General features: G+C 60.3%; 22 protein-coding genes and 2 pseudogenes. 7 read left to right on the top strand and 17 right to left on the bottom strand.

Going from position 1 to position 24,615, the window contains the following annotated elements:
• Window positions 1-229 precede the first annotated feature (229 nt).
• The 4 genes from tilS to cysS are packed head-to-tail and all read right to left on the bottom strand — an operon-like array spanning window position 230 to window position 4,374.
• Window positions 230-1,222 carry a tRNA lysidine(34) synthetase TilS gene (tilS, locus tag ACNA0J_RS19270; protein ID WP_415820556.1) on the bottom strand — a complete coding sequence of 331 codons (993 nt, stop codon included), beginning with the start codon at window positions 1,220-1,222 and terminating at the stop codon, window positions 230-232.
• Window positions 1,223-1,247: 25 nt separating this feature from the next.
• The gene (locus ACNA0J_RS19275) at window positions 1,248-2,213 is read right to left on the bottom strand and encodes an acetyl-CoA carboxylase carboxyltransferase subunit alpha (RefSeq protein ID WP_415820478.1); all 966 of its coding nucleotides are present in this window, start codon (window positions 2,211-2,213) and stop codon (window positions 1,248-1,250) included.
• Window positions 2,214-2,250: 37 nt separating this feature from the next.
• Window positions 2,251-2,895, bottom strand: coding sequence for a DNA-3-methyladenine glycosylase family protein (locus tag ACNA0J_RS19280; protein WP_415820479.1), 645 nt, complete (start codon window positions 2,893-2,895; stop codon window positions 2,251-2,253).
• A gap of 15 nt (window positions 2,896-2,910) precedes the next feature.
• Entirely contained in the window at window positions 2,911-4,374 is a 1,464-nt protein-coding gene (gene cysS, locus ACNA0J_RS19285; protein ID WP_415820480.1) for a cysteine--tRNA ligase, read from the bottom strand.
• Between the two features lie 261 nt (window positions 4,375-4,635).
• Here cysS and ACNA0J_RS19290 point away from each other — a divergent pair, with 261 nt between their 5' ends.
• From ACNA0J_RS19290 to ACNA0J_RS19300, 3 genes are all read left to right on the top strand, one after another.
• Window positions 4,636-5,241, top strand: a complete 606-nt coding sequence (locus ACNA0J_RS19290) for a tetratricopeptide repeat protein (RefSeq protein WP_415820557.1) — start codon at window positions 4,636-4,638, stop codon at window positions 5,239-5,241.
• Between the two features lie 131 nt (window positions 5,242-5,372).
• Complete coding sequence (locus tag ACNA0J_RS19295; RefSeq protein WP_415820481.1) at window positions 5,373-5,882, top strand: peptidylprolyl isomerase; 510 nt, start codon at window positions 5,373-5,375, stop codon at window positions 5,880-5,882.
• Window positions 5,875-6,645 (top strand): UDP-2,3-diacylglucosamine diphosphatase, encoded by a 771-nt coding sequence (locus ACNA0J_RS19300; protein WP_415820482.1) that lies wholly within the window; start codon window positions 5,875-5,877, stop codon window positions 6,643-6,645. Before ACNA0J_RS19295 ends, ACNA0J_RS19300 begins: the two co-directional genes overlap by 8 nt.
• A gap of 102 nt (window positions 6,646-6,747) precedes the next feature.
• Here ACNA0J_RS19300 and ACNA0J_RS19305 read toward each other — a convergent pair whose 3' ends face one another.
• The 3 genes from ACNA0J_RS19305 to ACNA0J_RS19315 form a co-directional block, all read right to left on the bottom strand.
• A complete protein-coding gene (locus ACNA0J_RS19305; RefSeq protein WP_415820483.1) occupies window positions 6,748-7,614 on the bottom strand; it encodes an undecaprenyl-diphosphate phosphatase in 867 nt (288 codons plus the stop codon).
• A 24-nt stretch (window positions 7,615-7,638) separates the two neighbouring features.
• A complete protein-coding gene (locus tag ACNA0J_RS19310) occupies window positions 7,639-9,222 on the bottom strand; it encodes a TerC family protein (protein WP_415820484.1) in 1,584 nt (527 codons plus the stop codon).
• A gap of 284 nt (window positions 9,223-9,506) precedes the next feature.
• Window positions 9,507-10,289 (bottom strand): inositol monophosphatase family protein, encoded by a 783-nt coding sequence (locus tag ACNA0J_RS19315; protein ID WP_415820485.1) that lies wholly within the window; start codon window positions 10,287-10,289, stop codon window positions 9,507-9,509.
• A 152-nt stretch (window positions 10,290-10,441) separates the two neighbouring features.
• On the opposite strand from ACNA0J_RS19315, the gene ACNA0J_RS19320 reads away from it, so the two are divergent.
• Window positions 10,442-11,227 (top strand): RNA methyltransferase, encoded by a 786-nt coding sequence (locus ACNA0J_RS19320; protein WP_415820486.1) that lies wholly within the window; start codon window positions 10,442-10,444, stop codon window positions 11,225-11,227.
• An 85-nt stretch (window positions 11,228-11,312) separates the two neighbouring features.
• On the opposite strand, the gene ACNA0J_RS19325 is transcribed toward ACNA0J_RS19320, so the two are convergent.
• Window positions 11,313-12,305, bottom strand: a complete 993-nt coding sequence (locus ACNA0J_RS19325; RefSeq protein WP_415820487.1) for a Bug family tripartite tricarboxylate transporter substrate binding protein — start codon at window positions 12,303-12,305, stop codon at window positions 11,313-11,315.
• Window positions 12,306-12,480: 175 nt separating this feature from the next.
• Between ACNA0J_RS19325 and ACNA0J_RS19330 the strand changes: the two genes are divergently transcribed.
• Window positions 12,481-13,242, top strand: coding sequence for an IclR family transcriptional regulator (locus ACNA0J_RS19330; RefSeq protein WP_415820488.1), 762 nt, complete (start codon window positions 12,481-12,483; stop codon window positions 13,240-13,242).
• Window positions 13,243-13,294: 52 nt separating this feature from the next.
• Here ACNA0J_RS19330 and ACNA0J_RS19335 read toward each other — a convergent pair whose 3' ends face one another.
• The 7 genes and pseudogenes from ACNA0J_RS19335 to ACNA0J_RS19365 all read right to left on the bottom strand — a co-directional run.
• Window positions 13,295-14,116, bottom strand: a complete 822-nt coding sequence (locus ACNA0J_RS19335; protein ID WP_415820489.1) for a mechanosensitive ion channel family protein — start codon at window positions 14,114-14,116, stop codon at window positions 13,295-13,297.
• A gap of 114 nt (window positions 14,117-14,230) precedes the next feature.
• A complete protein-coding gene (locus tag ACNA0J_RS19340; RefSeq protein WP_415820490.1) occupies window positions 14,231-15,376 on the bottom strand; it encodes a DUF1513 domain-containing protein in 1,146 nt (381 codons plus the stop codon).
• Window positions 15,366-16,439: an imelysin family protein gene (locus ACNA0J_RS19345; RefSeq protein ID WP_415820491.1), complete on the bottom strand. Its 1,074-nt coding sequence runs from the start codon at window positions 16,437-16,439 to the stop codon at window positions 15,366-15,368. Before ACNA0J_RS19345 ends, ACNA0J_RS19340 begins: the two co-directional genes overlap by 11 nt.
• A gap of 20 nt (window positions 16,440-16,459) precedes the next feature.
• Window positions 16,460-17,968, bottom strand: coding sequence for a di-heme oxidoreductase family protein (locus ACNA0J_RS19350; protein ID WP_415820492.1), 1,509 nt, complete (start codon window positions 17,966-17,968; stop codon window positions 16,460-16,462).
• On the bottom strand, window positions 17,965-19,263 hold the full coding sequence (locus ACNA0J_RS19355) for an imelysin family protein (RefSeq protein WP_415820493.1): 1,299 nt from the start codon (window positions 19,261-19,263) through the stop codon (window positions 17,965-17,967). Before ACNA0J_RS19355 ends, ACNA0J_RS19350 begins: the two co-directional genes overlap by 4 nt.
• A gap of 177 nt (window positions 19,264-19,440) precedes the next feature.
• A pseudogene (locus ACNA0J_RS19360) lies at window positions 19,441-19,661 on the bottom strand (antibiotic biosynthesis monooxygenase); the annotation flags it as partial.
• Between the two features lie 6 nt (window positions 19,662-19,667).
• Window positions 19,668-19,986, bottom strand: a pseudogene (locus ACNA0J_RS19365) (antibiotic biosynthesis monooxygenase); the annotation flags it as partial.
• Window positions 19,987-20,302: 316 nt separating this feature from the next.
• Here ACNA0J_RS19365 and ACNA0J_RS19370 point away from each other — a divergent pair.
• The gene (locus tag ACNA0J_RS19370) at window positions 20,303-20,857 is read left to right on the top strand and encodes an NADPH-dependent FMN reductase (RefSeq protein ID WP_415820494.1); all 555 of its coding nucleotides are present in this window, start codon (window positions 20,303-20,305) and stop codon (window positions 20,855-20,857) included.
• A 688-nt stretch (window positions 20,858-21,545) separates the two neighbouring features.
• Here the strand turns inward: ACNA0J_RS19370 and ACNA0J_RS19375 are convergent.
• Window positions 21,546-21,764 carry a dodecin gene (locus ACNA0J_RS19375; protein WP_415820496.1) on the bottom strand — a complete coding sequence of 73 codons (219 nt, stop codon included), beginning with the start codon at window positions 21,762-21,764 and terminating at the stop codon, window positions 21,546-21,548.
• A gap of 356 nt (window positions 21,765-22,120) precedes the next feature.
• Here ACNA0J_RS19375 and ACNA0J_RS19380 point away from each other — a divergent pair, with 356 nt between their 5' ends.
• A complete protein-coding gene (locus ACNA0J_RS19380; RefSeq protein ID WP_415820497.1) occupies window positions 22,121-23,089 on the top strand; it encodes a LysR substrate-binding domain-containing protein in 969 nt (322 codons plus the stop codon).
• A gap of 67 nt (window positions 23,090-23,156) precedes the next feature.
• Here ACNA0J_RS19380 and ACNA0J_RS19385 read toward each other — a convergent pair whose 3' ends face one another.
• Window positions 23,157-24,542 carry an MFS transporter gene (locus tag ACNA0J_RS19385; protein ID WP_415820499.1) on the bottom strand — a complete coding sequence of 462 codons (1,386 nt, stop codon included), beginning with the start codon at window positions 24,540-24,542 and terminating at the stop codon, window positions 23,157-23,159.
• Between the last annotated feature and the right edge of the window lie 73 nt (window positions 24,543-24,615).

Below are 24,615 nucleotides of genomic sequence, written 5' to 3' on the forward strand. Positions count from 1 at the left end.
CTCGCTCCGCTGCGCTCCACTCAAACATGCCCAGCCGACTGCCCCCCGCCTGATGAGACTGGCTCGGCGGACTCAACGGGCCAGCGCCGCCTCAGACACGCCGCCGGTACTCGCGATGGAGGCATGCTGCGGGCGGTGAAACCCTTTGTTGAGCACATCGTTTTTTTGGAACGCGTGCTTATTCCCTTTTTCTTTATAAGGGTGCCTCGCCTGTGGTTGGGTATGAGGTTTATGCCTCGCTGCGAGGCTCGATCCGGACTCGGCCGCGGTGGCAATGGATGACGTGCTGGGCGTGGGCGACTTGCATCTGGCGGTCGTGGCCGAGGCTGTGTAGTTGGCGCAGTTGGCGTAGCAGGTCTGCCATGCGGGCTTCGGTGGGCATGCGGGCGCCATTCAAGCGCAACCAATGACGTAGCACCAATGATTGCCGGGCGGGTGGCAGGCTGCGCCATTGGGCCAGGGAAAAACTCTTGCCGTCGGGCGAGAGATCCAAGGTGGCCAAGTCGTTTTGTGCGACCTCTTCGAGGATGGCGGTTGTCTCGGCAGCGTGGCGTGCGTGGCTGGCCAGGCGGGCTTGCCAGCCGGGCCAGCGGGCGTCCAGAACTGGGGATAACAACTCGCGAACGGCTGCACGGGTGTAACGAGGGTCCGCGTTGGTGGGGTCCTGGACGGCATGCCAATCGTGCTGTTCGGCGAATGCTAGGGCGGATTGCAGGATGCTGGCGCGGCTTTGGTTCAGCCAGGGGCGATGGTAGGTGATGCCGTCGCGCTGCATGGCGGGTGCCATGGCGGCCATGCCGTCGGGGCCCGTGCCGCGCAATAGGCGCAGCAGGACGGTTTCGGCCTGGTCGTTCTGGTGATGAGCCAGCAGGATGTGCTGGACGTCGTGTTGATGCGCCAGTTCAGCTAACGAAGCGTAGCGCGCATCGCGAGCGGCGGCTTCGATGCCCAGGCCGGTAGTGGCGTCAACCTGAGCGTGTGCGGTAGCAACGGGTACGCCCAGGATGCGTCCCAAGGCCTGGACGTGATCGGCCCAGCCATCGGCGGCCGTCTGCAGGCCGTGGTGGACATGGAACAGGATGATTTCCGTGCCGGACTCGCGTGCCAGAGCGGCAGCATGTGCGGCAAGCATCGCGGAATCTGCGCCGCCGCTGGTGGCGACGGCGAGACGCACCGCCGGATTTGCCACGCCCTGCCATACTTTGCGCAGGGCTGCGGTCAAATCAGGGCTGGGGAACACGGCAGTCTCAGTTGCGGACTTCTTGGAATTTGCCGTACGACAGCAGGCGTTGCACGCGTTGGTCGACCAGTTGTTCGGCTGTCATGCCGCGGAACTGGCGCAGGGCGTCGCCCAGTGCGCGGCGCAGCAGACGTGCCATGACACGGGGGTCGCGATGAGCGCCGCCCACGGGCTCGTTGACCACGCGATCGATCAGGCCCAGGTCTTTCAGGCGCGGCGCGGTGATGGCCAGGGCCTCGGCAGCCTCGGAGGCCTTGTCCGCACTGCGCCACAGGATGGAGGCGCAGCCTTCGGGCGAAATCACCGAGTAGGTGGCGTATTGCAGCATCAGCACGGCGTTGCCGACGGCGATCGCCAAGGCGCCGCCGGAGCCGCCCTCGCCGATGATGGTCGTGATGACCGGAACTTTGAGTTCGGCCATGGCATACAGGTTGTGCCCGATGGCTTCGGATTGGCCGCGTTCCTCGGCACCGACGCCGGGGTACGCGCCCGGGGTGTCGACAAACGTGAAGATCGGCAGCTTGAATTTTTCGGCCAGGCGCATCAGGCGCAGGGCCTTGCGATAGCCTTCGGGACGCGGCATGCCGAAATTGCGTGCGGCGCGTTCTTTGGTGTCACGGCCCTTTTGGTGGCCGATGATCATGCAGGATTCGCCGTTAAAGCGCGCCAGGCCACCGACAATGGACTGGTCATCGGCAAACATGCGGTCGCCGTGCAGTTCGTGGTAGTCGGTGAAGATCTCCCGGACATAGTCCAGGGTATAGGGGCGCTGCGGATGCCGGGCCACCAGGGCGGTTTGCCACGGCGTCAATTTGCCGTAGATTTCCTTGGCCAGCGTCTGGCTTTTTTGCTGCAGCCGGCCGATCTCGTCAGAAATGTCGACGGCAGAATCGGCCTGGACGTAGCGCAGCTGCTCGATTTTGTTCTCGAGCTCGGCCAGCGGTTGTTCAAATTCAAGGAAGGTATTGCGCATGAAGTAGGGTTTCCGTTATTGGGTGCCAGGTGGTGCGTTAGTTCAGAGCCGTATGAGGCTCCAGACTGCGCCACAGGTACCAGGTCGCCACGGTACGCCAAGGCTGCCACGCCGACGAGACCTCTCGGGCCTCGAAGCGCGAGACAGGCTCTCCGCTGAAGTAGTGTAACGAGATTGCCTTGAGCAATCCCAGATCGTCCAGCGGCAGCACATCGGGTCGCTGCAAATGAAAGATCAGAAACATCTCGGCCGTCCAGCGGCCGATGCCACGAATGGCGACCAATTCTGATACCACGCTTTCGTCGTCCATGGCGGCCCATTTTTCCGGGTGCACACGGCGTTCGCCAAAATGCGCGGCTAAATCTTGTACGTATTCACACTTGCGTTGCGGCAGGCCGGCTTGCCGCAAGCCCTGTACGCCAATGTTGAGCACACTGCCCGGCGTGGGGCGCTTGCCGACGGTATCCAGAAACCGCTGCCATAGTGTATCCGCGGCTTTGCTGGAAATCTGCTGGCCGAGGATGGCGCGCGCCAGCGTGATAAACGGCGAGCCGCGCGACGTCAGCCAGGTTTCACTGTGCTGCGGAATGATTTTCTTGAGAATGCGATCGCGCCGCATCAGGTGGGCGACGGCTTCTTCCCAGTAGTCGGGCTTGGCGATGGCGATATCTGCGCTAGACATGACAGTGCGGGTTCCTCAGGCGCGGCGCCATTGGGTGATACCACCGGGTTTGTCATCGAGCTCGATGCCGGCCTCGCGCAACTGGGCGCGGATCCGGTCGGCCTCAGCGTAGTCGCGTGCCTGTTTGGCTGCCGCGCGCGCAGCGATCAGGGCATCGATCTGCTCGGCGTCCAACTCGTTGGTGGCGGCAGCGCCCCCCTGTGCCAGGCTGGTCGCCGAATAGCGGGTGGTGCATTGAAAGTAGCTGGCCGGGTCCTGTTGCAGCAGCCCCAGCACCGCGGCCAGCGCCTTGAGCTGGCCGGCAGCGTGCGCGTCACGGGTGCGATTGGCATCGGAGGCCAGCTCGAACAATGCCGCCAACGCGCCCGAGGTATTGAAATCGTCATCCATCGCAGCCTTGAAGGCCTGCGCCTGCGGGGTATTCCAATCCACCGCACTGTCGTCGGGCGCGACGTTCAGCAGCGCCTGATAGAGACGATCCAAGGCGTTTTGCGCATCGACCAGGTTGTCCGGCGCGTAGTTTTGCGGGCTGCGATAGTGATTGCGCACGATAAAGAAACGCAACATTTCGGCTTCGCGCAGATTGACCGCGTAATCGGCCTGGTCAGCGGCAGCCTCGCCCTGGGCGATAGTCTGGCGGATGGTACGGAAATTGCCCAGGGACTTGGACATTTTGTCCGAATCGACCATCAGCGGACCACAATGCATCCAGATGTTGGCCAAGGTGCCGCCGAATGCGCCCTCGGTCTGGGCGATTTCGTTCTCGTGGTGCGGGAATTTCAGGTCGGGACCGCCACCATGGATGTCCAGGGGCAAGCCCAACAGGGCCTTGCTCATGGCGGAGCACTCGATGTGCCAGCCGGGACGGCCCAGGCCATAGGGAGACGGCCATTTGGTGTCTTCGGGCTCGTCGGGCTTGGCGGCCTTCCAGAGGACGAAATCCAGGGGATCGCGTTTGGCCGAGCCTACGGCCACGCGCTCGCCGGCGCGCAAGTCGTCCAGGGCCTTGCCCGAGAGCTTGCCATAGCCGGCAAAGCCGCGCACCGCGTAATTCACGTCGCCGTCATCGGCCCGATAGGCCAGGCCGTTTTGCTCGAGCTTGCCTATGATGTCGAGCATATCGCCCACATATTGGGTGGCCCGCGGCTCACGGTCGGGAGGCTGTACCCCCAGGGCGCGCTCATCGGCATGCATGGCGGCGATGTAGTACTCGGTAACCTCGCCGATTCTCCGCCCGGTCTCGACCGCCCGGCGAATGATTTTGTCGTCGATATCGGTGATGTTGCGCACGTAGTCGACCGCCAAACCGCTGGCACGCAGCCAGCGCTGCACCACATCGAAAGCCACCAGCATGCGGGCATGGCCCAGATGGCAATAGTCGTACACGGTCATGCCACACACGTACATGCGCACTTGGCCGGGCTGAGCCGGCTTGAAGGGTTCTTTCGTACGCGATAACGTGTTGTAGATGTGCAGCATGACGCTTGAACAGGCCTCGATAGATTGCGGTGCAAGTCCCGCGGAGCGGTCGGTGCCGGCAGGCGAAACATCGGCGGATAAACGACGAACGCAACCGGGGCTAAAATGGCGGTCGTCAAGTATAGCAAGCGGCCTCGTTACGCGCCCAACGCGTCTCCATTTTTAACGGATACCACAGTGACCCTAAACCGCCTTTTCCGTATAACCATGCTGATCCTGCCGCTGGTGGCCCTGCCCGGCGGCGCCGCTTTCGGGCAGGCCATGGGCGGAGGTGGCAACCTGCCCTACAACGACATGGAGACGCGCACCAAGCTGGATCCCCCACGCCCCGAGGGCGGCTGGAAGGGCCTGGCCAATCTGCTCGAAGCCCTGAAACCGGGCGTGGACACACGCCTGGACCCGACGCCGTCCCAGATCACGACGCATATTGAGCGCCTGCTCAATGACGGCAAGAACGAAGAAGCCCTCGCGATGATCGAACAGCGCGAGGCCGCCATCAAAGACCAGCGTGGCACCGATGTGCAGCTCATGTTCCAGCATGCGCGCGCGCTGGCGGCACTGGGGCGTACGTCCGAAGCAGTGAGCCTCTACACCGAGATGACGACCCGATTTCCAGAATTGCCCGAACCCTGGAACAATCTGGCTGCGCTGTATGCGCAGCAAGGCGAACTGGACCGGGCACACGATGCCCTCGAAATGGCGCTGCGCGCCGACCCAAATTACCCAGCCGCACGCGCCAACATGGGAGACATTCAACTCATGATGGCGCTGCGTACCTACCGTAATGCTGCGAACCAGGGCGTGCCTGGCATGAACGCCAAGGCACGTGAAATCGAAAACATGCTGAAGGAAAGCCAACACAGATGATTTCGCGCTACTCTCCTCTACATTTGCTGCGTTTAGCGGCCTGCAGTGTTGCCCTGGCGATCGTGCCGGCAGCCGCGAGCGCCCAGGCAGCAACCCCATCAACCCCCTCCTCCAAAGAAGGCACCCAACCCATGAGCACCTCTCCCCGCGTCAAACTGCAAACCAATCAGGGCGATATCGTGATTACCCTGGATGCGGAAAAAGCCCCCAAGACCGTGGAAAATTTCCTGAGCTACGTCAAGAGCGGTTTTTACAACGGCACGATTTTCCACCGCGTCATTGACGGTTTCATGATCCAGGGCGGCGGCTTCGAAGCCGGTCTCAAGCAAAAACCCACGCAAGCCCCGATCGAAAACGAGGCCAACAATGGCCTGAAGAACGACAAGTACACCCTGGCCATGGCGCGTACCAGCGATCCGCATTCGGCTACGGCTCAGTTCTTCATCAATGTGTCGAACAACGACTTCCTGAACTTCACCGCCCCCACGCCTAATGGCTGGGGCTACGCCGTGTTCGGCAAAGTCACCGAAGGCACCGAGATCGTCGACAAGATCAAAGGCGTAAAAACCGGCAACAGTGGCTTCCACCAAAACGTGCCGACCGAGGACGTGGTCATCGAAAAGGCCGAAGTCCTTGAATAAGGTCACATTGCAGGGCCCTGTCTGGCTGGCTTCGGATGTGCACCTGGGGCCGGCCACGCCGGCCACGGCCGAGGCATTTCTGGGGTTTCTGGATACGGCGGCAGACGAAGCCGCCGCCCTGCTCTTGCCTGGCGACATTTTTGACGCCTGGATCGGCGACGATGTCGTCAAGATCGCGCCGCCTTGGCTGGCGGCAGCACTCCAAGGGCTGCAACGCACGGCGGCCCGCATTCCAGTCTGGCTGGGACGCGGCAACCGCGATTTCTTGATGGGCGCCGATCTGGCCAATGCGCTGGGCGCGCACTTGCTGCCCGAGCCCGCCCTGTTGGAAACGGACTTTGGCCGTATCCTGCTGACCCACGGCGATGAGTACTGTACGGACGATGCGGCCTACCAGCAGTTTCGGACCATGGTGCGCAATCCGCAGTGGCAGACCCAGTTTCTGGCCAAGACCATTCCCGAACGGATGGCCATGGCGCAACAGGCGCGCGGTGAAAGCCAATCGGCGAATCAAATGAAATCCGCCGAGATCATGGACGTGAACGCGCAAGCGATCGAGCAGGCCTTTCGCGAGGCCGACATCGATATCCTGGTGCACGGCCACACCCATCGTCCCGCCCGGCATGTCCTGGAAGTCGATGGACGCCGCCGCGAACGCTGGGTGCTGCCCGACTGGGAATGCGATCATGCCAATCCGCCGCGTGGCGGCTGGCTGGTGATCGACCGCGACGGCATCACGCCTTACGATCTGGATATCGCCTGATCGCTGCCTGACTCTGGGCAAGGGCCTGAAAAAAACGCTGGATTCACGATATCGCGAATCCAGCGTTTTTTATTTCAGGCCTGCAGCTGAAGGGCCGCCACATCAGGCATGCGTCGTAAGCCAAATAGCCACCACAATGCCCAGTGCAATCCGGTACCAGGCAAACACGCGATAGGTGTGGTTAGCCACAAAGCGCAGGACCGCCCGCACTACCACCAGCGCACTCAAGAAGGCCGCGACGAAGCCCACCGCAATGGCCGACAAATCATGGCTGCTCAGTAAATCGATATTGCGGTACATGTCATAGACCGCAGCTCCCAGCATCGTGGGCATGGCGAGAAAGAACGAAAATTCCGTTGCCGTCTTGCGTTGAATACCGGCAATCATCCCGCCGATAATCGTCGCACCTGAACGAGACACACCAGGGATCATCGCGACGCACTGTGCAACGCCGACGCCGATCGCCTGCTTCCACGTAATTTGCTCCAGCGTGCGGGCCGTGGCACGCTCATCCGAGGCAGAATCATCGGCCGCCCCCGGCACATCGCCAGGTGTATGGTGCGTGCGGCGCTCTACCCACAACATGACGAGGCCGCCCAACACCAGTGTCACTGCGACCACGCCGGGGTGATAGAACACGCTTTTGATAGTCTTGATGAAAATCGCCCCGATCACTGCAGCCGGCAAGAAAGCCAACAGCAGGTTGCGAGTAAACGCGACTTCAACGGGCACACCCGTCAGCGTGCCACGGATCAGTTGCCACAAGCGCGCCCGGAATACCCACATCACCGCCAGGATCGATCCCAGTTGGATCACCACCTCGAACACCTTGCCGGAACTCGAGGTGAAATTGATCAAGTCACCGATGACGATCAAGTGGCCTGTGCTGGAGACTGGGATGAACTCGGTCAGCCCTTCGATGATGCCGAGGAAGAAAGCCTTGATCAGGTATAGCGTGCTATCGGTCACAGTGTGCGTAGAAAAAAAGATTAATTAACTATCGCCATCGGCATCGGCCTCAGACGGCATCAGATACATGCGCTCAACGCGCACCGAAGCGATGCGGCGGCCATCGAGCTCCATCACCTCGAAGCGGAAACGATAATGCAGGTCTTCGTATTCGCAACTATCGCCAGGCCGCGGCAAATGGCCAAAACGCGCCAACAAATAGCCCGCCAGCGTGGAATAGTCTTGCGCATCGTCGAGCAGCCCTTCGGTTTCCAGCACTTGCTCGACATGATGCAGGTCGGCAGCGCCGTCGATTTTCCAGACGTTGTCCTCCAGCGGCGTGATGTCGGGCAGTTCGTCCTCATCTGGGAACTCGCCGGCAATCGCCTCGAAAACATCGATCGGCGTGACCAGGCCCTCGATCGCACCGAACTCGTCTGCCACCAGCACCAGTTGCCCGCGCGAGCGCTTCAGCGTGTCCATCAAGCGCAGGATACCAATAGATTCGTGCACGATGATCGGATCACGCAAACGGTTACGACGAATATGGCCGTCGGTAATCAGATCTGCAACCAGGTCTTTGGCGCGGCCAATCCCGATGACCTCATCGAGCGAGCCGCGGCACACTGGGAAAAAGCTGTGAGGCGCCTCGGTCAACTGCGTGCGTATGGTCTGCGCGTCGTCATCAATATTGATCCATGACAAATCGGTGCGCGGCGTCATGATGGAGCGTATCGATCGCTCGGCCAGCGTCAATACGCCACTGACCATGTTGCGCTCTTCGACGCCAAAGGCCGGCGTGTCGGGCCGGTCCGGGCGCGCGATCGCGGTATCGTCGCTTTCGGCCGGCGGGCGCTTGCCCAGCATGCGCAGCACGGCGCTGGCCGTACGGTCGCGCATCGGGCGGGTCGCATCCAGGCGCAACAGATTGCGGCGCGCCACCTGGTTCAGCGCCTCGATCGCCACCGAGAAGCCGATCGCAGCGTATAGATAGCCCTTGGGCACCTTGAAGCCAAAGCTTTCGGCCAGCAGCGAAAAACCGATCATCAGCAAGAAGCCCAAACACAACACCACCACGGTGGGGTGCGCATTGACGAAACGCGTCAGCGGCTTGGAAGCAATCAGCATCACGCCAATCGCAATGGTCACCGCCATCATCATGATGGCCAGATGATCCACCATCCCTACGGCAGTAATGACCGAGTCCAACGAGAACACGGCGTCCAGCACCACGATCTGCGTCACGATGACCCAGAAACTGGCGTAAACGCGCGGCCCGGACACCTCAGCGGCTTTGCCTTCGATGCGTTCGTGGAGTTCGAGGGTTCCTTTGAACAGCAGGAACAGGCCGCCCACCATCAGGATCAAATCTCGACCCGAGAACGTCAGCGGCCCGACAGAAAACAGTGGAGCAGTGAGAGTGACCAGCCACGACATGACGGACAACAGGCCCAGACGCATCAGCAGCGCCAAGGACAGACCCACGATACGCGCGCGGTCGCGCTGCGCGGGGGGCAGCTTGTCAGCCAGAATGGCAATGAAAATGAGGTTATCGATCCCCAGGACGATTTCAAGAACGACCAGGGTAAGCAGGCCGACCCACGCGGCGGGGTCCTGCAGCCACTCCATCAAGAGCTCCGAAAGTTTTGGAACCGCCAATCGTACATGGAAATGGCGCGACTTGCCGGCAACATGCCGGCAGATGAGGAAAAATCGGGCGGCGGATTTGCCCCAGCATGGGGCCAATCCCCGCGATACGGGGCCTTAGCAACGTGACAAAGCCCCGACAGCACACACCGGCCAGCGCCTCGCGCCCTGTATCGGACCACGAGGCGCCTCCGGGATTCAGCCTGGCCTATGCAGACCTCAGGTCCGAGCGGCTGGCCCGCACCCGAGCCTGTGCAATACCCTGCTCAGTCCTGCTTGGGCTGCAAGGCAGCCAGCATCTGCGTAAAGATCTTGGGGCTGCCGGCGAGCACGTTGCCGGAATCCATCCACTCTTGCTCGCCATCCAGGTCGGCGACTAGGCCGCCGGCCTCCTGGATCAGCAGGCTGCCTGCCGCCACATCCCAGGGTTTGAGCTTGAGACCGCAGAAACCGTCCAGGCGGCCCGTGGCCACATAGGCCAGGTCCAGCACGGTCGAGCCCATACGGCGCACGCCGCTGCAGTTCTCGGTCATTTGGCGGAATCGGCCGCCGCCAGCATCGGCATCGCCCGAGCGCGGCCAGTGCGCGCCCAGCAACGCCTCGGCATAACGCGTGCGGCTCGACACGCGCACACGGCGGTCATTCAGGAACGTGCCGCTGCCACGGCTGGCAGTGAACAACTCGTTGCGCGACGGGTCGTACACCACGGCCTGCGTGACCTGGCCACGCTGGGTCAAGGCGATCGACACGGCGTAGTTGGGCAAGCCATGGATAAAGTTGGTGGTGCCGTCCAGCGGATCGATGATCCATTGAAATTCGGCCTGCTCCGGCCCTTGCAGGCCGAATTCCTCGCCCAGTACCGCATGATCGGGATAGGCTGCGTGCAGGGTCTCGACGATGGACTCCTCGGCGGCACGATCGACATCCGTGACATAATCGCGCGGTCCCTTGCGGGCTACGCTGATACGTTCCAAGTCCAGGCTGGCACGATTAATGATGGTGCCGGCACGCCGGGCCGCCTTGATGGCGATATTGAGCATCGGGTGCATAAAATTCCGTACGTATGCAATAAGGCTCAAAGGGAAATGCCAGGCTTCACCAGCCGTTTCCCCTGGAGCAACAACATGGGGCGGCCCTGCCACAATCGCGCGGCAAAGCCCCGAAAAATCAGGATGGCACTAGGCCAAACCGGGTATTTTAAATGACTCAAGCATTTTCACGCGTTCAGTTCATCATGGTACAGCCCAGCCACCCCGGAAACGTCGGGTCGGCGGCACGTGCCATCAAGACGATGGGCTTTCAGAATCTGGTCCTGGTCGAGCCGAAATTTCCGGACATGACCACCCAACCCGAGGCCATTGCCCTGGCCAGCGGTGCCGTGGACGTCCTCGAACACGCCCGGGTCTGCGCCACCCTGGAAGAAGCCCTGGCGCCGGTCACGCTGGCATTTGCCCTGACGGCGCGCGTGCGGGACCTGGGGCCTCCACCCTGCGACATCCGTCAGGCGGCCGAGCTGGCCAGCGACCATCTGGCCAACACCGAATCGGGCGACACCGCCATCGTGCTGGGAACCGAGCGGGCGGGCCTGACCAACGCGCAAATCGCATTGTGCCATCGCATTTGCCATATTCCCGCCAATCCGGAATACAGCTCGCTGAACGTCGCCCAGGCCCTGCAACTGGCGGCGTGGGAACTGCGGTACGCCTTGCTCCAGGCGGCAGGCGCAGCCATGCTGCCCGCTTCGACTGCGCAACAGGCCGACCCGGGCGCGGCGCTCGCCCCCAGCGAGGCCGTGCTGGCTTTTCTGAAACACTGGGAAGAAGCCTTGATCCAGATCGAGTTTCTCGATCCGGCCCATCCCAAAAAACTGATGCCGCGCATGCGGCACCTGTTCAGCCGCAGCGGCCTCACCCGCGACGAAGTCGACATGCTGCGCGGCGTCTGCACGGCGATGCTGCGCAAAACGAAAGCCACTGGGAATAAATAGAGCACTCGCAAGGAAACGCGATACCGGGTTTCCTTGCTGACCTATCAGGTCGTCCGGGTCAAACGCCCACCCGGTCTTACACCCCTCAGTCGACTTGTGCGCCCGACGCCTTGACCACCGGCGCCCAGCCTTCGACTTCCGACTTGATGAACGCGCCGAACTGAGCAGGCGTCGTCTTTTCACCCACAGCGCCCAGGCCCTCAAAGGCTTTCTGCACGTCGGGATTGTCTTGCGCCTTGACGATGGCGGCGTTGAGCTTTTCGATGACTTCCGGCGGCGTGCCTGCCGGCGCGATCAAACCGAACCACGAAGACACGTCGAATTTGTCAAAGCCCAGTTCCTGCATCGTAGGCAGATCGGGGGCCGAGGGCGAGCGCTTGGCCGTGGTCACCGCCAATGCTTTCAACTTACCGCCTTTCACATGCGGCCAAGAGGACGGCATATTGTCGAACATGAACTGCACTTGGCCGCCGATCAGATCGGTCACCGCCGGCGCGCTGCCTTTGTAGGGCACGTGCAATACGTCGATGCCGGTACGCATCTTGAACAGCTCGCCGGCCATGTGAATCGACGTGCCGCTGCCCGAGGAAGCAAACGCCAGTTTGCCGGGATTCGCCTTGGCGTAATCCACCAACTCTTGCACCGACTTCACCGGCACGTTCGGGTTCAACACCAGAATGTTCGGGACCTTGGCGCCCAATGCGACCGGGACGAAATCCTTGGTCAGGTCGAACGAAACGTTGCGGTACAGCGTCTGGTTGATGGCGCTGGTCACGGCCACAAACAACAGTGTGTAGCCATCGGGATCCGCACGCTTTACGTAGTCAGTCGCGATGTTGCTGCCGGCGCCGGGCTTGTTTTCTACGACGAAGGATTGACCCAACGTCTGCGTCAGCTCCTTGGCCATGATGCGAGCGATCACGTCAGTCGTACCGCCCGCCGAGAAACCCACAACAATATGCACGGGCTTGTCTGGGTAGGCAGCCTGGGCGCTGGCAGCAATCGCCATCGAACCCAGAGCACCGGCAAGCAGCGACGCGGCATGGCGAAGAAAACGGGGCTTTTGACCTGTGGTCATGTCGTGTCTCCTGTGAAGTGTCCATAGTACGGACGTTATGATTGGGAATACCGACCGGATTTTCCACTAGTCAACACCGATCCGGCAAGGTAGAGTCCACACCACGGACGATTTTCGTGGGCGCCACTTTACGAGCCCCCCATCCATCGTTATTGGTCATAGGTTCGAGTGCAGCATGTCGATTTCAGAGAGCTCTTCCGGCCCGCGCACCCTGCGCCGCGGCCTGACGGTGTTGGCCACCCTGCGCGATCACGGCGCGGGCGGCTTGAGCATTACCGATCTAGCCCGCTTGACGGGCATCCAGCGCCCGACGATTTACCGTCTGCTCGCGGCGCTGTTGGACGCGGGGCTGGTACTACCCGTGCCCGGCACCAAGAAATACCGGGCGCAGTGGGCGACGACGCCGGACACGGTGACGCCGGACCCACGCGTCAGCCAGACCCTGCCCAGCCTGAAACGCTTGGCCGAACGCACCGGGGACGCGGTGTTTCTCGTGGTACGCGAAGGCGACGAGTCCGTCAGCCTGCACCGGGAAATCGGCGGTTATCCTGTGCAAATCCTGGCCACTTATGCCGGCAAACGCCAGCCTCTGGGTGTCGGCTCAGGCGGCATGGCGATCCTGGCCGCCCTGCCCGACGCCGTCGCACACAGCATTGTGGAACGCAACTCAGGATACCTGGATGAATATGGCGGCATGACGCCGCACGAGATGCTGCGCCTGATCGAAAACACGCGCGCGCGGGGTTATGCCGTTGTCGGCAACCATGCCGTGCGCGGTGCGCTGGGAGTGGGCTGCGCCCTGCTTGACCCCCAAGGAGCACCCATCTTGGCGATCAGCGTGACTGCCATCATTGACCGCATGCCAGCGCCCCGGCAAAGAGAAATCGCGGGCTGGATCCACGCGGAGCTGGCTCGCCTCTCATTGCGCAGCAGTTGACGGCATCGAACCGGGCCCGGCAATACCGGCCCCGGGACGCGGGGAGGATGGCTTATTTAGCCGGCTCTTGAATTTCGCGCACAGGAATTGGCGCCTTGAAGCCTGCAGAGGCCAGGGTCTGACGGATCTGATGAAACAGCCCCCAGCGCAGATCCCAGTATTGCGCGGCTGCGCACCACATGCGGACATTGACCACCGTGCCGTTATCTTTGTATTCGCTGACTTTGACCAGCGGCGCGGGGTCTTTCAGCACCAAGGGATGCGACTCGACGATCTTGGTCAGGCTCGCGATCGCAGCATCCAGGTCATCGCCATAATGGATCGTGACAGGCAGATCCAGGCGACGCGTCACGTTGCGACTGTAGTTGGTGATGGTCGCGCCCCAGACCACGCTATTGGGCAGCGTGATATGAATGCCATCAGCCTGCACCAGGCGGCATAAAAAAAGGCCGACTTCTTCGACAGTCCCCTCGGTACCTGTGCTCAGCGCAATATATTCACCTGTGCGTAGAGGACGCAAGATCAACAGCATGATGCCCGCGGCAATATTCTGCAGCGTATTTTGCAGCGCCAAGCCTACGGCCAAGCCCGCGGCACCCAGCACCGCAATCAAGCTGGCCGTTTGCACACCGAATCGCGCCAATACGGCAATGACCGTGAAAATCCGCACGGTCCACACCACCACGCTGTAGAACATCGGCACAATCGTGGCATCGATACGCGGCGATCGTGTTGCGGCGCGCCGCACCCAGCTACCGAGCAACGACGATATCCACCAGCCCAGGATCAATATGACCAGCGCCATGGCGATATTCACCGCGCCTTCGGTCAACCGCGGCATCAGGGATTCCAGACTCATCAAGTACTCACGCATGTCTTTTTCCAACAGGTCGAAATTCAGCACACAGCGTTATCTGTGCACCGAATGATTAAACAGCTGGAAACTGTATCAAATCACGGTGACCCTGCCGAGTCTTGTTGGCTTCCGTCACAAACGCCGGAAATGATTGTCCCAGGACAGACCTGAAGACGGCGTCAGGATGGATTGTGCCGATGAGCCGGGGCCTGCCTGCACGAGCGCGCCCATGCCGCTATTGAGCAAAAAGCGTCCCGGTGCGAGAGGCGCCACACCGCAACCATCCGACAGGCTGGTCACCCCCAACGCGCGGCCGTTGACCGCATCCCAGTACACCACCTGGTTGCCTACGGGGCTGCTGGTCGCGATCACGCTTCCTGATGGATCCGCGGCCACCGAGCCAATGTAATTGCGGCAGTCGCGCAGCACGTCTTCGGGGCCCGCGAATAACTCTGGCTCATGTCCCATGCGATGCCGCCCCACCAGCGGGGGCCGTTCGCTGGCGGGCCCCATATGCTGACAACCGAACCACACTGCGCCATCAGCCGCCAAAGTCAAATGACGAATCGACAGACGATGCAGGTCCTGCGTCAATTCGACACGCTCAATCAAGCGTCCATCGTTCGCATCGATATACGCCAACGAAGGGCGCATCGTATCCAGATTCAGCTCCAGCTTGCCGTAGTCCGGATGCGTCAGAATGCCGCCATTGGCCACACAAAGCGTCTTGCCGTCTGGCAACAGGACGACCTCATGAGGACCAATGCCGCCGGTCTCAAACTCACCGATACGGCGATAGTTTCCGCCCTCCGACGCATCGTAAATGCCCAGCACGCCTTTGCCCGCTTCGTAGGCGTTCTCTGTTGCCACCATACGTTTGCCATCGGGCAGATAGACACCGTGACCGAAAAAATGACGCTCGCTTGCAGCCTCTAGCGCAATGGGAGACTGCGAACCGTCTATACGAAAAGCGACTGCGAAAAACCCCGGCTGGCGGCCGAACACCACGGCACGCCCTCGCGCGGGATCCAGCGCAAAGCTGTGGCCGCGTGCGGGCATGGGCACAACCAGTTGATCCCGGCCCTGAACGTCTAATACAACGGCCTCATAACGACCGTGAGCCTTGCGCGCGGCCACATACAGCGGGCCCTCGGAAGCGGCCAAACGGCCCGTACGGCTGGCCACTTCCTCGGATACACCCGTAGCAGCACGCAACGCAGCAGGCGACAGACCGGCCAATGCGGCCAAGGCCAAAAAGCGGCGGCGATCAATCTCCATCGAGCGCATTAAATCCAATCGTGACGCCCAAGGCAGGCGCAAAATTCTGATCCACAATGTCTTTGGCATTTTTCAGGATCAAACCCGCCAATGCCAGGTGTTGCCAGCCAGCCTCATCGGCCAACAATTTCTGCAACGGCTCGTTCACGTTGTCCAACACCTCCGCGGCGCGATCGAGTTCACCGGTCAACGAAACCCCGACCCACTCTTCGCCCTTGGGATAGCGATACCCCCCCGCGTCGTAAAACGCACGTATCCCTTTTACGCTTGCGGCCAGCATCGGTATGGTCGATTCGCTGCGCCAGAAGGCGGCGCGTTGCGCGCGGGCTGCCTGCACAGAGTCGCCCAATACAGGCAATAGTTTGACGTCGCGCGCAAATTGCAGGCCGGTCGATAACGCTTTGATCGCCTCGGCGGCGACCTCTTGTTGAGTGCGATAGAGATCATTGCCCGCGGCAGGTGCAGTGAACTGCCGGCCAAACTCCCCTTTGGCGCTCCAGGCTTGTTGCAACTCGCCCGACACAGCCGCGACATTGCCCGCCACAGCCACGGCGTAGCTGCACGCATAGGCCGTATCCTTGCCCGGCGCCGATTTCACCAGACCCGGCGTGTCGTACAACACGTATTCCAATGCAGGCAGACCTTGCATGGCCACACTGCGCGAGGCCAGCGCCCCCGGTGCTACTGCAGCCGGATCCGCCGCGGCCAACAGCGCGCGGACCTGGCGCTGCATCACCCCGCGAGTGTCCGGCCAGAACGCTAATTTCTCATAGCGATTGCCCTGCACCAACGGACCGAAACGCAAAAACTCCACGCCGGCCCAAGCCTGCACCGTTCCTGCAAAAGCCTGCTGCACGCCTTTCACATCAGGTTGTCCGCCGCTATCGCACCACGTCTTTAAGGCCTGCTCCAAATGCGTGGCCTGTTCGGCCAGCTTGGCAACAGCGGGCCGCGCATAACCATCGGCCAGGCGTTGGCCCAAATCGCTGGGCGCCTGCGCCAAGGCGGGCCAAGGCGCAATCGCCATGACCGCAGCCGATATCCATTGCTTTGTCTTGAACATACTTACTCCTCTCGGACCGCTCACAGCGACTCCAGGAATCGAATCAGGTCTGCCCGTTCCTCCGGCGTCATCGCGACAACCCGGTCGCGCGCAGCCTGGGCTTCGCCTCCGTGCCACAGCACCGCCTCCAGCAGCGATCGCGCGCGGCCATCGTGCAGCCACGTCGCATTGGGATTCACGGTGCGCGTCAGGCCTATGCCCCACAAGGGCGGCGTGCGCCATTCGCTGCCGCTGGCTTCGTCCTCGGAAACCTGATCCGCCAGCCCCTCGCCCATATCGTGCAGCAACATGTCGGTATACGGCCAGATCAACTGAAAGCGATGCTCCTCTCGCGCCGCGTCTCGCCGCGTCACATACTTAGGCACGTGACAGGCAACGCAATTTGCCTCGTAAAACAATTTTTTCCCGGCCAGCACCCGAGCGTCATCGACATCACGCCGCTGCGGCACAGCCAGATTCACCGAATACGTCGTCACGAAATCCATCAGCTCGGCGGGCACTTCGTGTTCGCCGAGATGCGGTTGCGCACCATGCGGCATATCGAAGCACGCTGCTTGTGCCTTGGTGCACTCGCCGTAATGACTGGGGAACAACGGCGTAGACAACCCCATGTCATTCGAAAATGCCGCTGCGCTTTGCTGTTCTACTGTCGGCTGGCTGGCTTTCCAATTAAAGCGCCCCAACACACGCTCGCCGGTGCGGCGATCACGTGTCCAATTGGGCCGGCCGCTGATGCCATCACCATGATCGGCAGCCGCATTGGCCAGAATATCGGCGGGATGGATCGCCTCCAGCAGTCCCAGGCCTATCATCGGCTGGGCGATACGCGGCGATATTTGTACATCCTCGCGCATGGGGCCATAGCCCAGGTTTTCGATGCGGTAGGTCGGCTTCATCAACGTCGCCGTCTCGCCGCCATTCAGTTCCACCGTCACCGGCTCATACTCGATTTCCAGACTGCCTTCGGAAGGCAATCCGGCTACCGAGAAATTCTGCAACTGCACGCCATAAACCGGCTCAGGCACAAAGGGCAAATGGCCCGACGCCAATTGCTGACGCTGCTCGTCCGTCGTCGCAGGCACCGACAAGCGCAGCAACAAGGCCACCGTATCCGAGCGTTCGAGCGGATCGAATCCTGGCACCGTGCCTCGGCCGTCCTTGGTATGACAGGCTTGGCACGAGCGCGCATTGAACAAAGGCCCCAGGCCATCCGACGCCTGTGTCGATGACGGCGACGAGACCCAGTCCTTGCGAAACAACCCATTGCCCACCAGGAATTCCTGACGCCCTTCGAACGTCAGATTGGCCGAGGGATGCGAAAAGATATCTGCGTTGATCATCTTGCGCGTGGTCCCGGCCCCGGCAGGCAAGGTCTCGAATGACTCCGGTGCTGAAAAATCGCGCGTCGGCGCAGTGACCTTGGCCACCCGCGCACGGTCCTCTTCTGTCAAATCATCACGCCCGTCAGAGGCGCCAACGGCGCTGGCTGCCGCCAGCGCCGTCAGTATTGCAACTGCGAGCTTGTTCACTGAAATACGGCTTCCGGCTTGTCCAGACTATCCGAGCCTTCCAATGCGACGTCGCCCAATTCCAGAGCAGCAATTACACGCTCCAGACTGCGCGTCTGATCGATCAGGCTGTCGATGGCTTTCTGCACCACCGCATTGCCCTCGGCATTGCCCGACGCGATCATCTGGTCATAAGTCTCGACTTTTTCTGCGCGATCACGCATGGCCTGCATTGCCGCGACCGTCGCATCCAGCTTGGCGCGCATTTCTGCGTCCAACTTGGCGTCGCGTGCCTTCACCAGATCAGACAGGCTCGCACCCGTGACCGTCTTGCCGTCCGTGCGCTGATAGTCGCCCAGATACACGTTGCGAATACCGATCTGGTTGTAATAGTGCGAGTTATGCGTATTGTCCGAGAAGCAATCGTGCTCTTCTTCGGGATCGTTCAGCATCAAACCGAGCTTCATACGCTCGCCGGCCAACTCACCGTACGACAGGCTGCCCAGCCCCGTCATCATGGCGATCAAGCCAGCCTTGGGATCTTCTTCGACGGCCTTGCGTGCGGCGCCGTCGGATTTCCAGTTAGCGACCATGCTCTCCAGGTCGGAGACGAGCAGATCGGTCACCGCCTTGAGATATTCAATACGGCGTTCGCAATTGCCGCCCGTGCAATTGGCGGGATCAAAGTCCGTGTGCGGACGGTTGCCCGAGTGGCGTTCCTGCGGCGTGCCGGTACGATCGGCAGGGGCTGCGCCCGTGCCGTTCAAATCCTGTCCCCACAACAAAAACTCAATGGCGTGATAACCCGTCGCCACGTTGGCCTCGTTACCGTCGGCCTCGTGCAGCGTCTCGGACAGCAGTTCGGGCGTGATCTTGCTGGCGTCGATCGTCTTGCCGCCTACAGTGATCTTGGAATTGGCAATGACATTGACCGCATAGAACGCATTCTGGTCGTTTTCCGTACCGTACGACGCGTCCACGTAATCGATCAGGCCTTCGTCCAGCGGCCAGGCATTCACGCTGCCTTCCCAGTCATCAACAATGGGATTGCCAAAGCGAAACGCCTCCGTTTGCTGGTACGGCACTCGGGCCGCCAACCATGCGGTGCGCGCGGCTTTCAGCGTCTCGGCGCTGGGCTTGGCGACCAGGGCATCAATCGCCGTGCGCAAGGCCTGTGCCGTGGTGAGGGAATCCTCATAACCCGCCAACGCGATGTCAGAATAGGTTTTCACCACCGCCTTGGGTTCGGCAGCCGCCTGGACGGCGCCTCCCGTCAGGGCGGCCATCAGCAGCGCGCCATAGAGCAACTTGCGCATCGGAACAATCTCCTTTGTTGAAAAAAGCGCGCCCCGCGTGGCCGCGCTTTCTTAGAAATCGGATGAGATAAACGCAAGTGTAAACAATTTTCGTTTAATGTTCAGCCTAATGTCAGTGTTCTTTATCCTAACTGTCAGAATTAGCCGATAACTCCGGCCAACTACCTCGCTTCACGATCAATTCCTGGCAGACGGTTGCAGCCATCCGCGCAATAGGCGGGTAATAACCGGAATACAAATAAAAGACAGCACGGGCGTCATGCAAACCGTCGTGACCAATACGCGCCAGAATATCGGCAAAGCACTCAATTGCTCGTTCAGCAGCAAACTGAACAGCAACAGCATCGGAAAATACGCCAACCAGATACTGACGGCCTGCTTCCAACGAGGCGGCGCGCNGCGCNCCCCACCAAACCAAGTATCCATCCCGCTGACCCGATGCACACGGCTCGTGCGCACGAGGTTCGCCCCGCGTTCGAGCCACATACGGCGCGGCAACGAATTTTCCCAACGAGCCAGACTCGCAGCATCGACAAAACGCAAGACGATCTGATACTGATCGCCCCCCTCGGGAGGCTGCAATACCCCCGACCCCAAGAAACCTGGAAAGCCTGCCGCCAGGATTTCACCCTGGCGCATCCAAGTCAGAAAATCCCCATAACGTTCGGGAGAAATATGGCGGGTCACCAGCATGGTGACCGGTGCGGGAACATGAGCGGACATACAAAACTCCTGGCTGCTTGCGGGCCGGTGTCAGTTGAGTCCGGCCTCTTAGTAATTACCCTAGCAAATGGCATGCCAATTCGCGCTTATCCGCTCGTCCCGGGGGGACCGCCGTTGCACGGGCCGCAACTTTTGCTGCATTGCACCAATTCAAATCCAACATGCATGGATCTCAACGCCGTTTGCACCAAAATAGTGCAAGACATATGTCCGCCCCACATGCTTTTCATCGCCACCGATATATACGTTCCGTGTATTGAGGCAGCAAAGACGCAGGTCTACACTAGGCGCTTTCCCCTCGTCTGGAGCATGTGCAATGAGCAACACCAAGATCGCGGTTTTCGTGGGCAGCCTGCGGGCCGCCTCTATCAATTTGCGCCTGGCTCGCGCCCTGGAAAAACTCACGCCCTCAGACGTCCAGTTTGAATATGCCAGCCTGGGTGACATCCCCCTGTTCAACCAAGATCTTGAGACAGATTTGCCCGCACCGGCAGCCAAACTGAAAGCCTTGATCGCCGAGGCCGATGGCCTGCTGTTCGTCACTCCCGAGCACAATCGGTCGATACCGGCGGCCTTGAAAAACGCGATCGACTGGGGCTCCCGTCCCTGGGGACAAAACTCGTGGCCCGGCAAGCCCGGCGGCTTGCTCGGCACCTCGCCCAGCGCCGCGGGCACGGCCATGGCCCAACAACACCTGCGCAACATCCTCGCCGCCGAGGGCGTCAACGTGTACACCACCCCTGAAGTGTTTCTGCAAGATGCAGCCGGACTGATCGACGATCAGTACACCATCACCAACGAACGTACCCGCCAGTTCCTGCAAGGCTGGCTCGATGGCTATATCGCCTGGGTGAACAAACTCAAGGCATAGGAACAGATCACTGCCGACGATATACCGGCANACAACAACAACAACAACAACAACGGGGGAAAGGCCCACACCTTTCCCCCGTTTTTTTCTATCCACACACCCTCGGCTTATCCCCGTCTAATGTGGACAAGCCACTGAACAGTTTTCTGACAAGCAGGGAATCACCTTTCACGACAACGACTTACAAGCGCTGGTAAAAAAATGCCCAATCAACGCCTGGACACACCATTGCACTGACCAAAGCGCGCAAAACGGCGTCGACGACAACAAAACCGTCTCTTTTCGTCTTTTCTGAGGCCGTCCTGATCCTGAACTATCCACACACCCCGAGCTTATCCCCGGAGAATGTGGACAAGCCACTGAACAGTTTTCTGACAAGCAGAGAATCGCCTTTCGCGACAAAGGCTTACGATCACCGGTCAAAAAATGATCAATCAGCGCTTCTATCCGGCTTTTGACGCCGACCAGTGGACAAACCGTATCCCGAAGCGAAAAATTTCCGGGTCCGCGATGTTTGGCACACCCACTCGCGTCTGAACTATCCACACACCTTGGGTTTATCCCCGTCTAGTGTGGACAAACCACTGAACAGTTTTCGGACAAGCAAAGAAAGTCCTTACACCGCAATCACTTACGATGCATGGTGAAAAAATGCGCAGCAATCGGGAATCGCTGCGCCACCGCCGCGTCAGGGCTCTTGTTCCAGACGCATCCCGATCTTCAGGCTCACTTGCCAGTGCGCGACTTTGCCATCCTTGATATGGCCACGCACTTCCGTGACTTCGAACCAGTCCAGGTTGCGCAACGTTTCCGATGCGCGAGCGATCGCCTGCGCAATGGCATCGTCCGAAGACTTCGTAGACGATCCCACCAATTCGATCTGCTTGTAGATATGGCTATTGGACATTGCTGTACCTCCTAGAGAAAAGGTCCCACGCTTCTGTCACCACGTGACGGCGCGCCAATCGCTGGACACCGCCCGTCATGGAGAATCGCCCCACGACACCGGCGGCGCACTCTGCAACTCATTATTGATGTGTTTGTCAGCAACTGCAATGCCTGAGCCTCTGCCGATTGCGCATGCAGGAAACGCGCAGGTCCTCCCTCGGAAATCACCGAGCGCCAGCGAACCCGAACCAGAAATACTTGCCGATCCAAGACCTGCTTCAGAAAGGATTACGATTGAGGGTTTCCACGTGATCTGGTGATAGCGGGACGTCTTTCATTCCGTATCGCACTCCATCGAGCGTCCCATCCGCGACCATGCGTTATCGCCTTCCTCCTTTAAATACCTTACGTATCTTCGAGGCCATCATGCGCCGGGGCTCGATACGTCAGGCCGCAGAAGAGCTGTGTCTCACCCCGCAAGCCGTCAGCCAACAGCTCAAGCAACTCGAAGCCCATTTGGAACAAACCCTGTTCCAACGCAATATTCGCAGCCTCACCCCGACACAAGCCGCGCATACGTTGTATGACCACGTGCGCGATGGCCTCGATCGGTTCTCTCAAGGCATCAGCGCCGTCCAGACCTCGCGCACGGCACAACAGTTATATCTGTATGTCAGCCCGTATTTTGCGACGGAATTCCTGGTACCCCGGCTGGGCCAATTCACCGCCCTGTTTCCTGGCATCGATTTTCGTATGGCGGTGGGCGTGGACTTGATCGAGCTCGACGACCGTGGGATGGATGCGGCCATTCACTGGGATTACGGCGGCAACGCCGACTATATCGAGACGCCGCTGATCGATGACTTGAAAGTACTGGTCGCCACGCCCGGCCTGCTGGAACGGATCCCGTTGAACACCCCCGCGGACTTGCTCAAACACAGCGTAGTCACGTCCTTGGTGGCCAACTCGCTCTGGGACGACACCCTGGACCTGCTAGAGGTCAAGGAACGCGCCTCGCAACGGGTCATGCTGCTGCACACCCACGCTGCAATGATGGAGGCCATCCTCGCGGGCCTGGGCGTGGGGTTCATCTCCTATGCCGATGCCGTCAGAGAAATCGCCGCGGGCCGGCTCGTGGCGCCCTATGGCATCGATCTGCTCAAACAACTTTCCGCAGAAAAAACGCCTCGCTTCACGCTGCTGATCAAACCTGATCGCAAGCATTCGCCGTTGCTCAAGCAGTTCACCGCATGGTTGTTGGAATACGTTTGCACAGAAGACATCGTGGGCTATCCCTCAACGTGTCGCCAGGTTTCCAGCGCGTCGAACGCCGCGCAGCGCTGAGAGCCTCGCGAAAAAACCGACATCTTCCGTGCGTTATCACTACGACAGGGGCATCACCCCTGCATGTTCAGTGCGGACGCGCCACATCCCCATGCATGGGTTCGCCGGTACGATCACGGCTATACAACAACGCCACTACACCCACCAAGGCCCCCAGCATCAAATAGTAGGCCGGCATCATCGGGTTGCCCGTACGCTGAATCAGCCACGCATTCAACATCGGCGCAGTACCTGCGAACAACGCGACCGACACGTTGTAGCTGATCGCCATTCCCGTAAAACGCACATGAGGCGCGAATAACGCGGGCACGGCGGCAAAGATGCATCCCAGCATGGCAGCCAGGCACAGATTCATCACCATCAAGGCGGCCAGTTTCTCGAGATACCCCCCCGTCGACAACATGCTGAAGCACGGAATCGCCAACACCAGGATCGCCACGCTGCCTGCCAGCATCGTCGCTTTGCGCGTGATGCGATCGGCCAGCCATCCCATGACCGGGATCATCACAATCAGGAAAATCTGCGGTCCGAGCGACAGCATGAACCCTTGGGCAGGCGCCATCGTCAAGGTGCTGATCAAGTACGTCGGGATATATGTCACCACCGTGTACAAAGTGATGTTGGTGACAATGATCAAGCCGCAAGACTGCAACAGCGGGCCTCTATGCGTTTCAAACAAATGCCGCCAGCTGACCTTGGGAGGCGCGGCCTTGCTTTCCCGCACCGCTTGAAAAGTCGGCGTTTCCTCCAGATGGTTGCGGATATACAGGCCAATCGCCCCCAAGGGCAATGCCAACAGGAACGGCACGCGCCAGGCCCAATCATTGATCTGATCCGCTGTGAACAGACTGGTCAAAATCGTCGTGATGATGGCGCCAAACGCAAAGCCGCTGATGCACCCCACCTCGACCCAGCTCGTCACCGCCGTGCGATGCTTGTCAGAGCAATACTCCGCTACGAAAATCGCAGCGCCGCTGCCCTCGCCTCCCGCCGAGATGCCTTGCAGCAAGCGCATCACCACCAGCAATATAGGCGCGGCAATACCGATCGTATCGTGCGATGGGATCAAGCCAATGGCGCATGTCGCCAGCGCCATCATCAGGATCGTGACCGTCAGTACGTTCTTGCGGCCATAGCGATCGCCAATCGGCCCAAACAGAAAACCACCGAAAGGCCGTGCAAAAAATGCAACCGCAAACGCCGCCAATGAGGCGATCAATTGCATTCCCGGCTCGCTGGAAGGGAAAAACACTTTGCCCAGGATTGCGGCCAGATAACCATAGACAGAAAACTCGAACCATTCGACAAAACTGCCCACGACAGAGGCCAGCACGACACGGTTCAACTCTTTCTTGCCGACTTTACGCGGTGCCACGCCCGCAGTGTCTTGCACGTCCTGGTCGGAAAATCCCCCTGATACGGGACGGCCAGCGCTGATTGCATTGGTATTCATTTTTTCCCCATCATGCATTGATATTGAATGAACACTGCCGGTATCTGCACAGACACCGGCAGCACCGCCTTGC

It is taken from the genome of Bordetella tumbae (genome assembly GCF_965139195.1).
Lineage (GTDB): Bacteria > Pseudomonadota > Gammaproteobacteria > Burkholderiales > Burkholderiaceae_B > Bordetella_A > Bordetella_A tumbae.

Bases quoted from the DNA above. Each gene is read 5' to 3' on its own strand.
- ACNA0J_RS19275 (WP_415820478.1), bottom strand. From the start codon at position 2,213: ATGCGCAATACCTTCCTTGAATTTGAACAACCGCTGGCCGAGCTCGAG.
- ACNA0J_RS19280 (WP_415820479.1), bottom strand. From the start codon at position 2,895: ATGTCTAGCGCAGATATCGCCATCGCCAAGCCCGACTACTGGGAAGAA.
- cysS (WP_415820480.1), bottom strand. From the start codon at position 4,374: ATGCTGCACATCTACAACACGTTATCGCGTACGAAAGAACCCTTCAAG.
- ACNA0J_RS19290 (WP_415820557.1), top strand. From the start codon at position 4,636: ATGGGCGGAGGTGGCAACCTGCCCTACAACGACATGGAGACGCGCACC.
- ACNA0J_RS19295 (WP_415820481.1), top strand. From the start codon at position 5,373: ATGAGCACCTCTCCCCGCGTCAAACTGCAAACCAATCAGGGCGATATC.
- ACNA0J_RS19310 (WP_415820484.1), bottom strand. From the start codon at position 9,222: ATGGAGTGGCTGCAGGACCCCGCCGCGTGGGTCGGCCTGCTTACCCTG.
- ACNA0J_RS19315 (WP_415820485.1), bottom strand. From the start codon at position 10,289: ATGCACCCGATGCTCAATATCGCCATCAAGGCGGCCCGGCGTGCCGGC.
- ACNA0J_RS19320 (WP_415820486.1), top strand. From the start codon at position 10,442: ATGACTCAAGCATTTTCACGCGTTCAGTTCATCATGGTACAGCCCAGC.
- ACNA0J_RS19325 (WP_415820487.1), bottom strand. From the start codon at position 12,305: ATGACCACAGGTCAAAAGCCCCGTTTTCTTCGCCATGCCGCGTCGCTG.
- ACNA0J_RS19330 (WP_415820488.1), top strand. From the start codon at position 12,481: ATGTCGATTTCAGAGAGCTCTTCCGGCCCGCGCACCCTGCGCCGCGGC.
- ACNA0J_RS19335 (WP_415820489.1), bottom strand. From the start codon at position 14,116: ATGCGTGAGTACTTGATGAGTCTGGAATCCCTGATGCCGCGGTTGACC.
- ACNA0J_RS19340 (WP_415820490.1), bottom strand. From the start codon at position 15,376: ATGGAGATTGATCGCCGCCGCTTTTTGGCCTTGGCCGCATTGGCCGGT.
- ACNA0J_RS19345 (WP_415820491.1), bottom strand. From the start codon at position 16,439: ATGTTCAAGACAAAGCAATGGATATCGGCTGCGGTCATGGCGATTGCG.
- ACNA0J_RS19355 (WP_415820493.1), bottom strand. From the start codon at position 19,263: ATGCGCAAGTTGCTCTATGGCGCGCTGCTGATGGCCGCCCTGACGGGA.
- ACNA0J_RS19370 (WP_415820494.1), top strand. From the start codon at position 20,303: ATGAGCAACACCAAGATCGCGGTTTTCGTGGGCAGCCTGCGGGCCGCC.
- ACNA0J_RS19375 (WP_415820496.1), bottom strand. From the start codon at position 21,764: ATGTCCAATAGCCATATCTACAAGCAGATCGAATTGGTGGGATCGTCT.
- ACNA0J_RS19380 (WP_415820497.1), top strand. From the start codon at position 22,121: ATGCGTTATCGCCTTCCTCCTTTAAATACCTTACGTATCTTCGAGGCC.
- ACNA0J_RS19385 (WP_415820499.1), bottom strand. From the start codon at position 24,542: ATGAATACCAATGCAATCAGCGCTGGCCGTCCCGTATCAGGGGGATTT.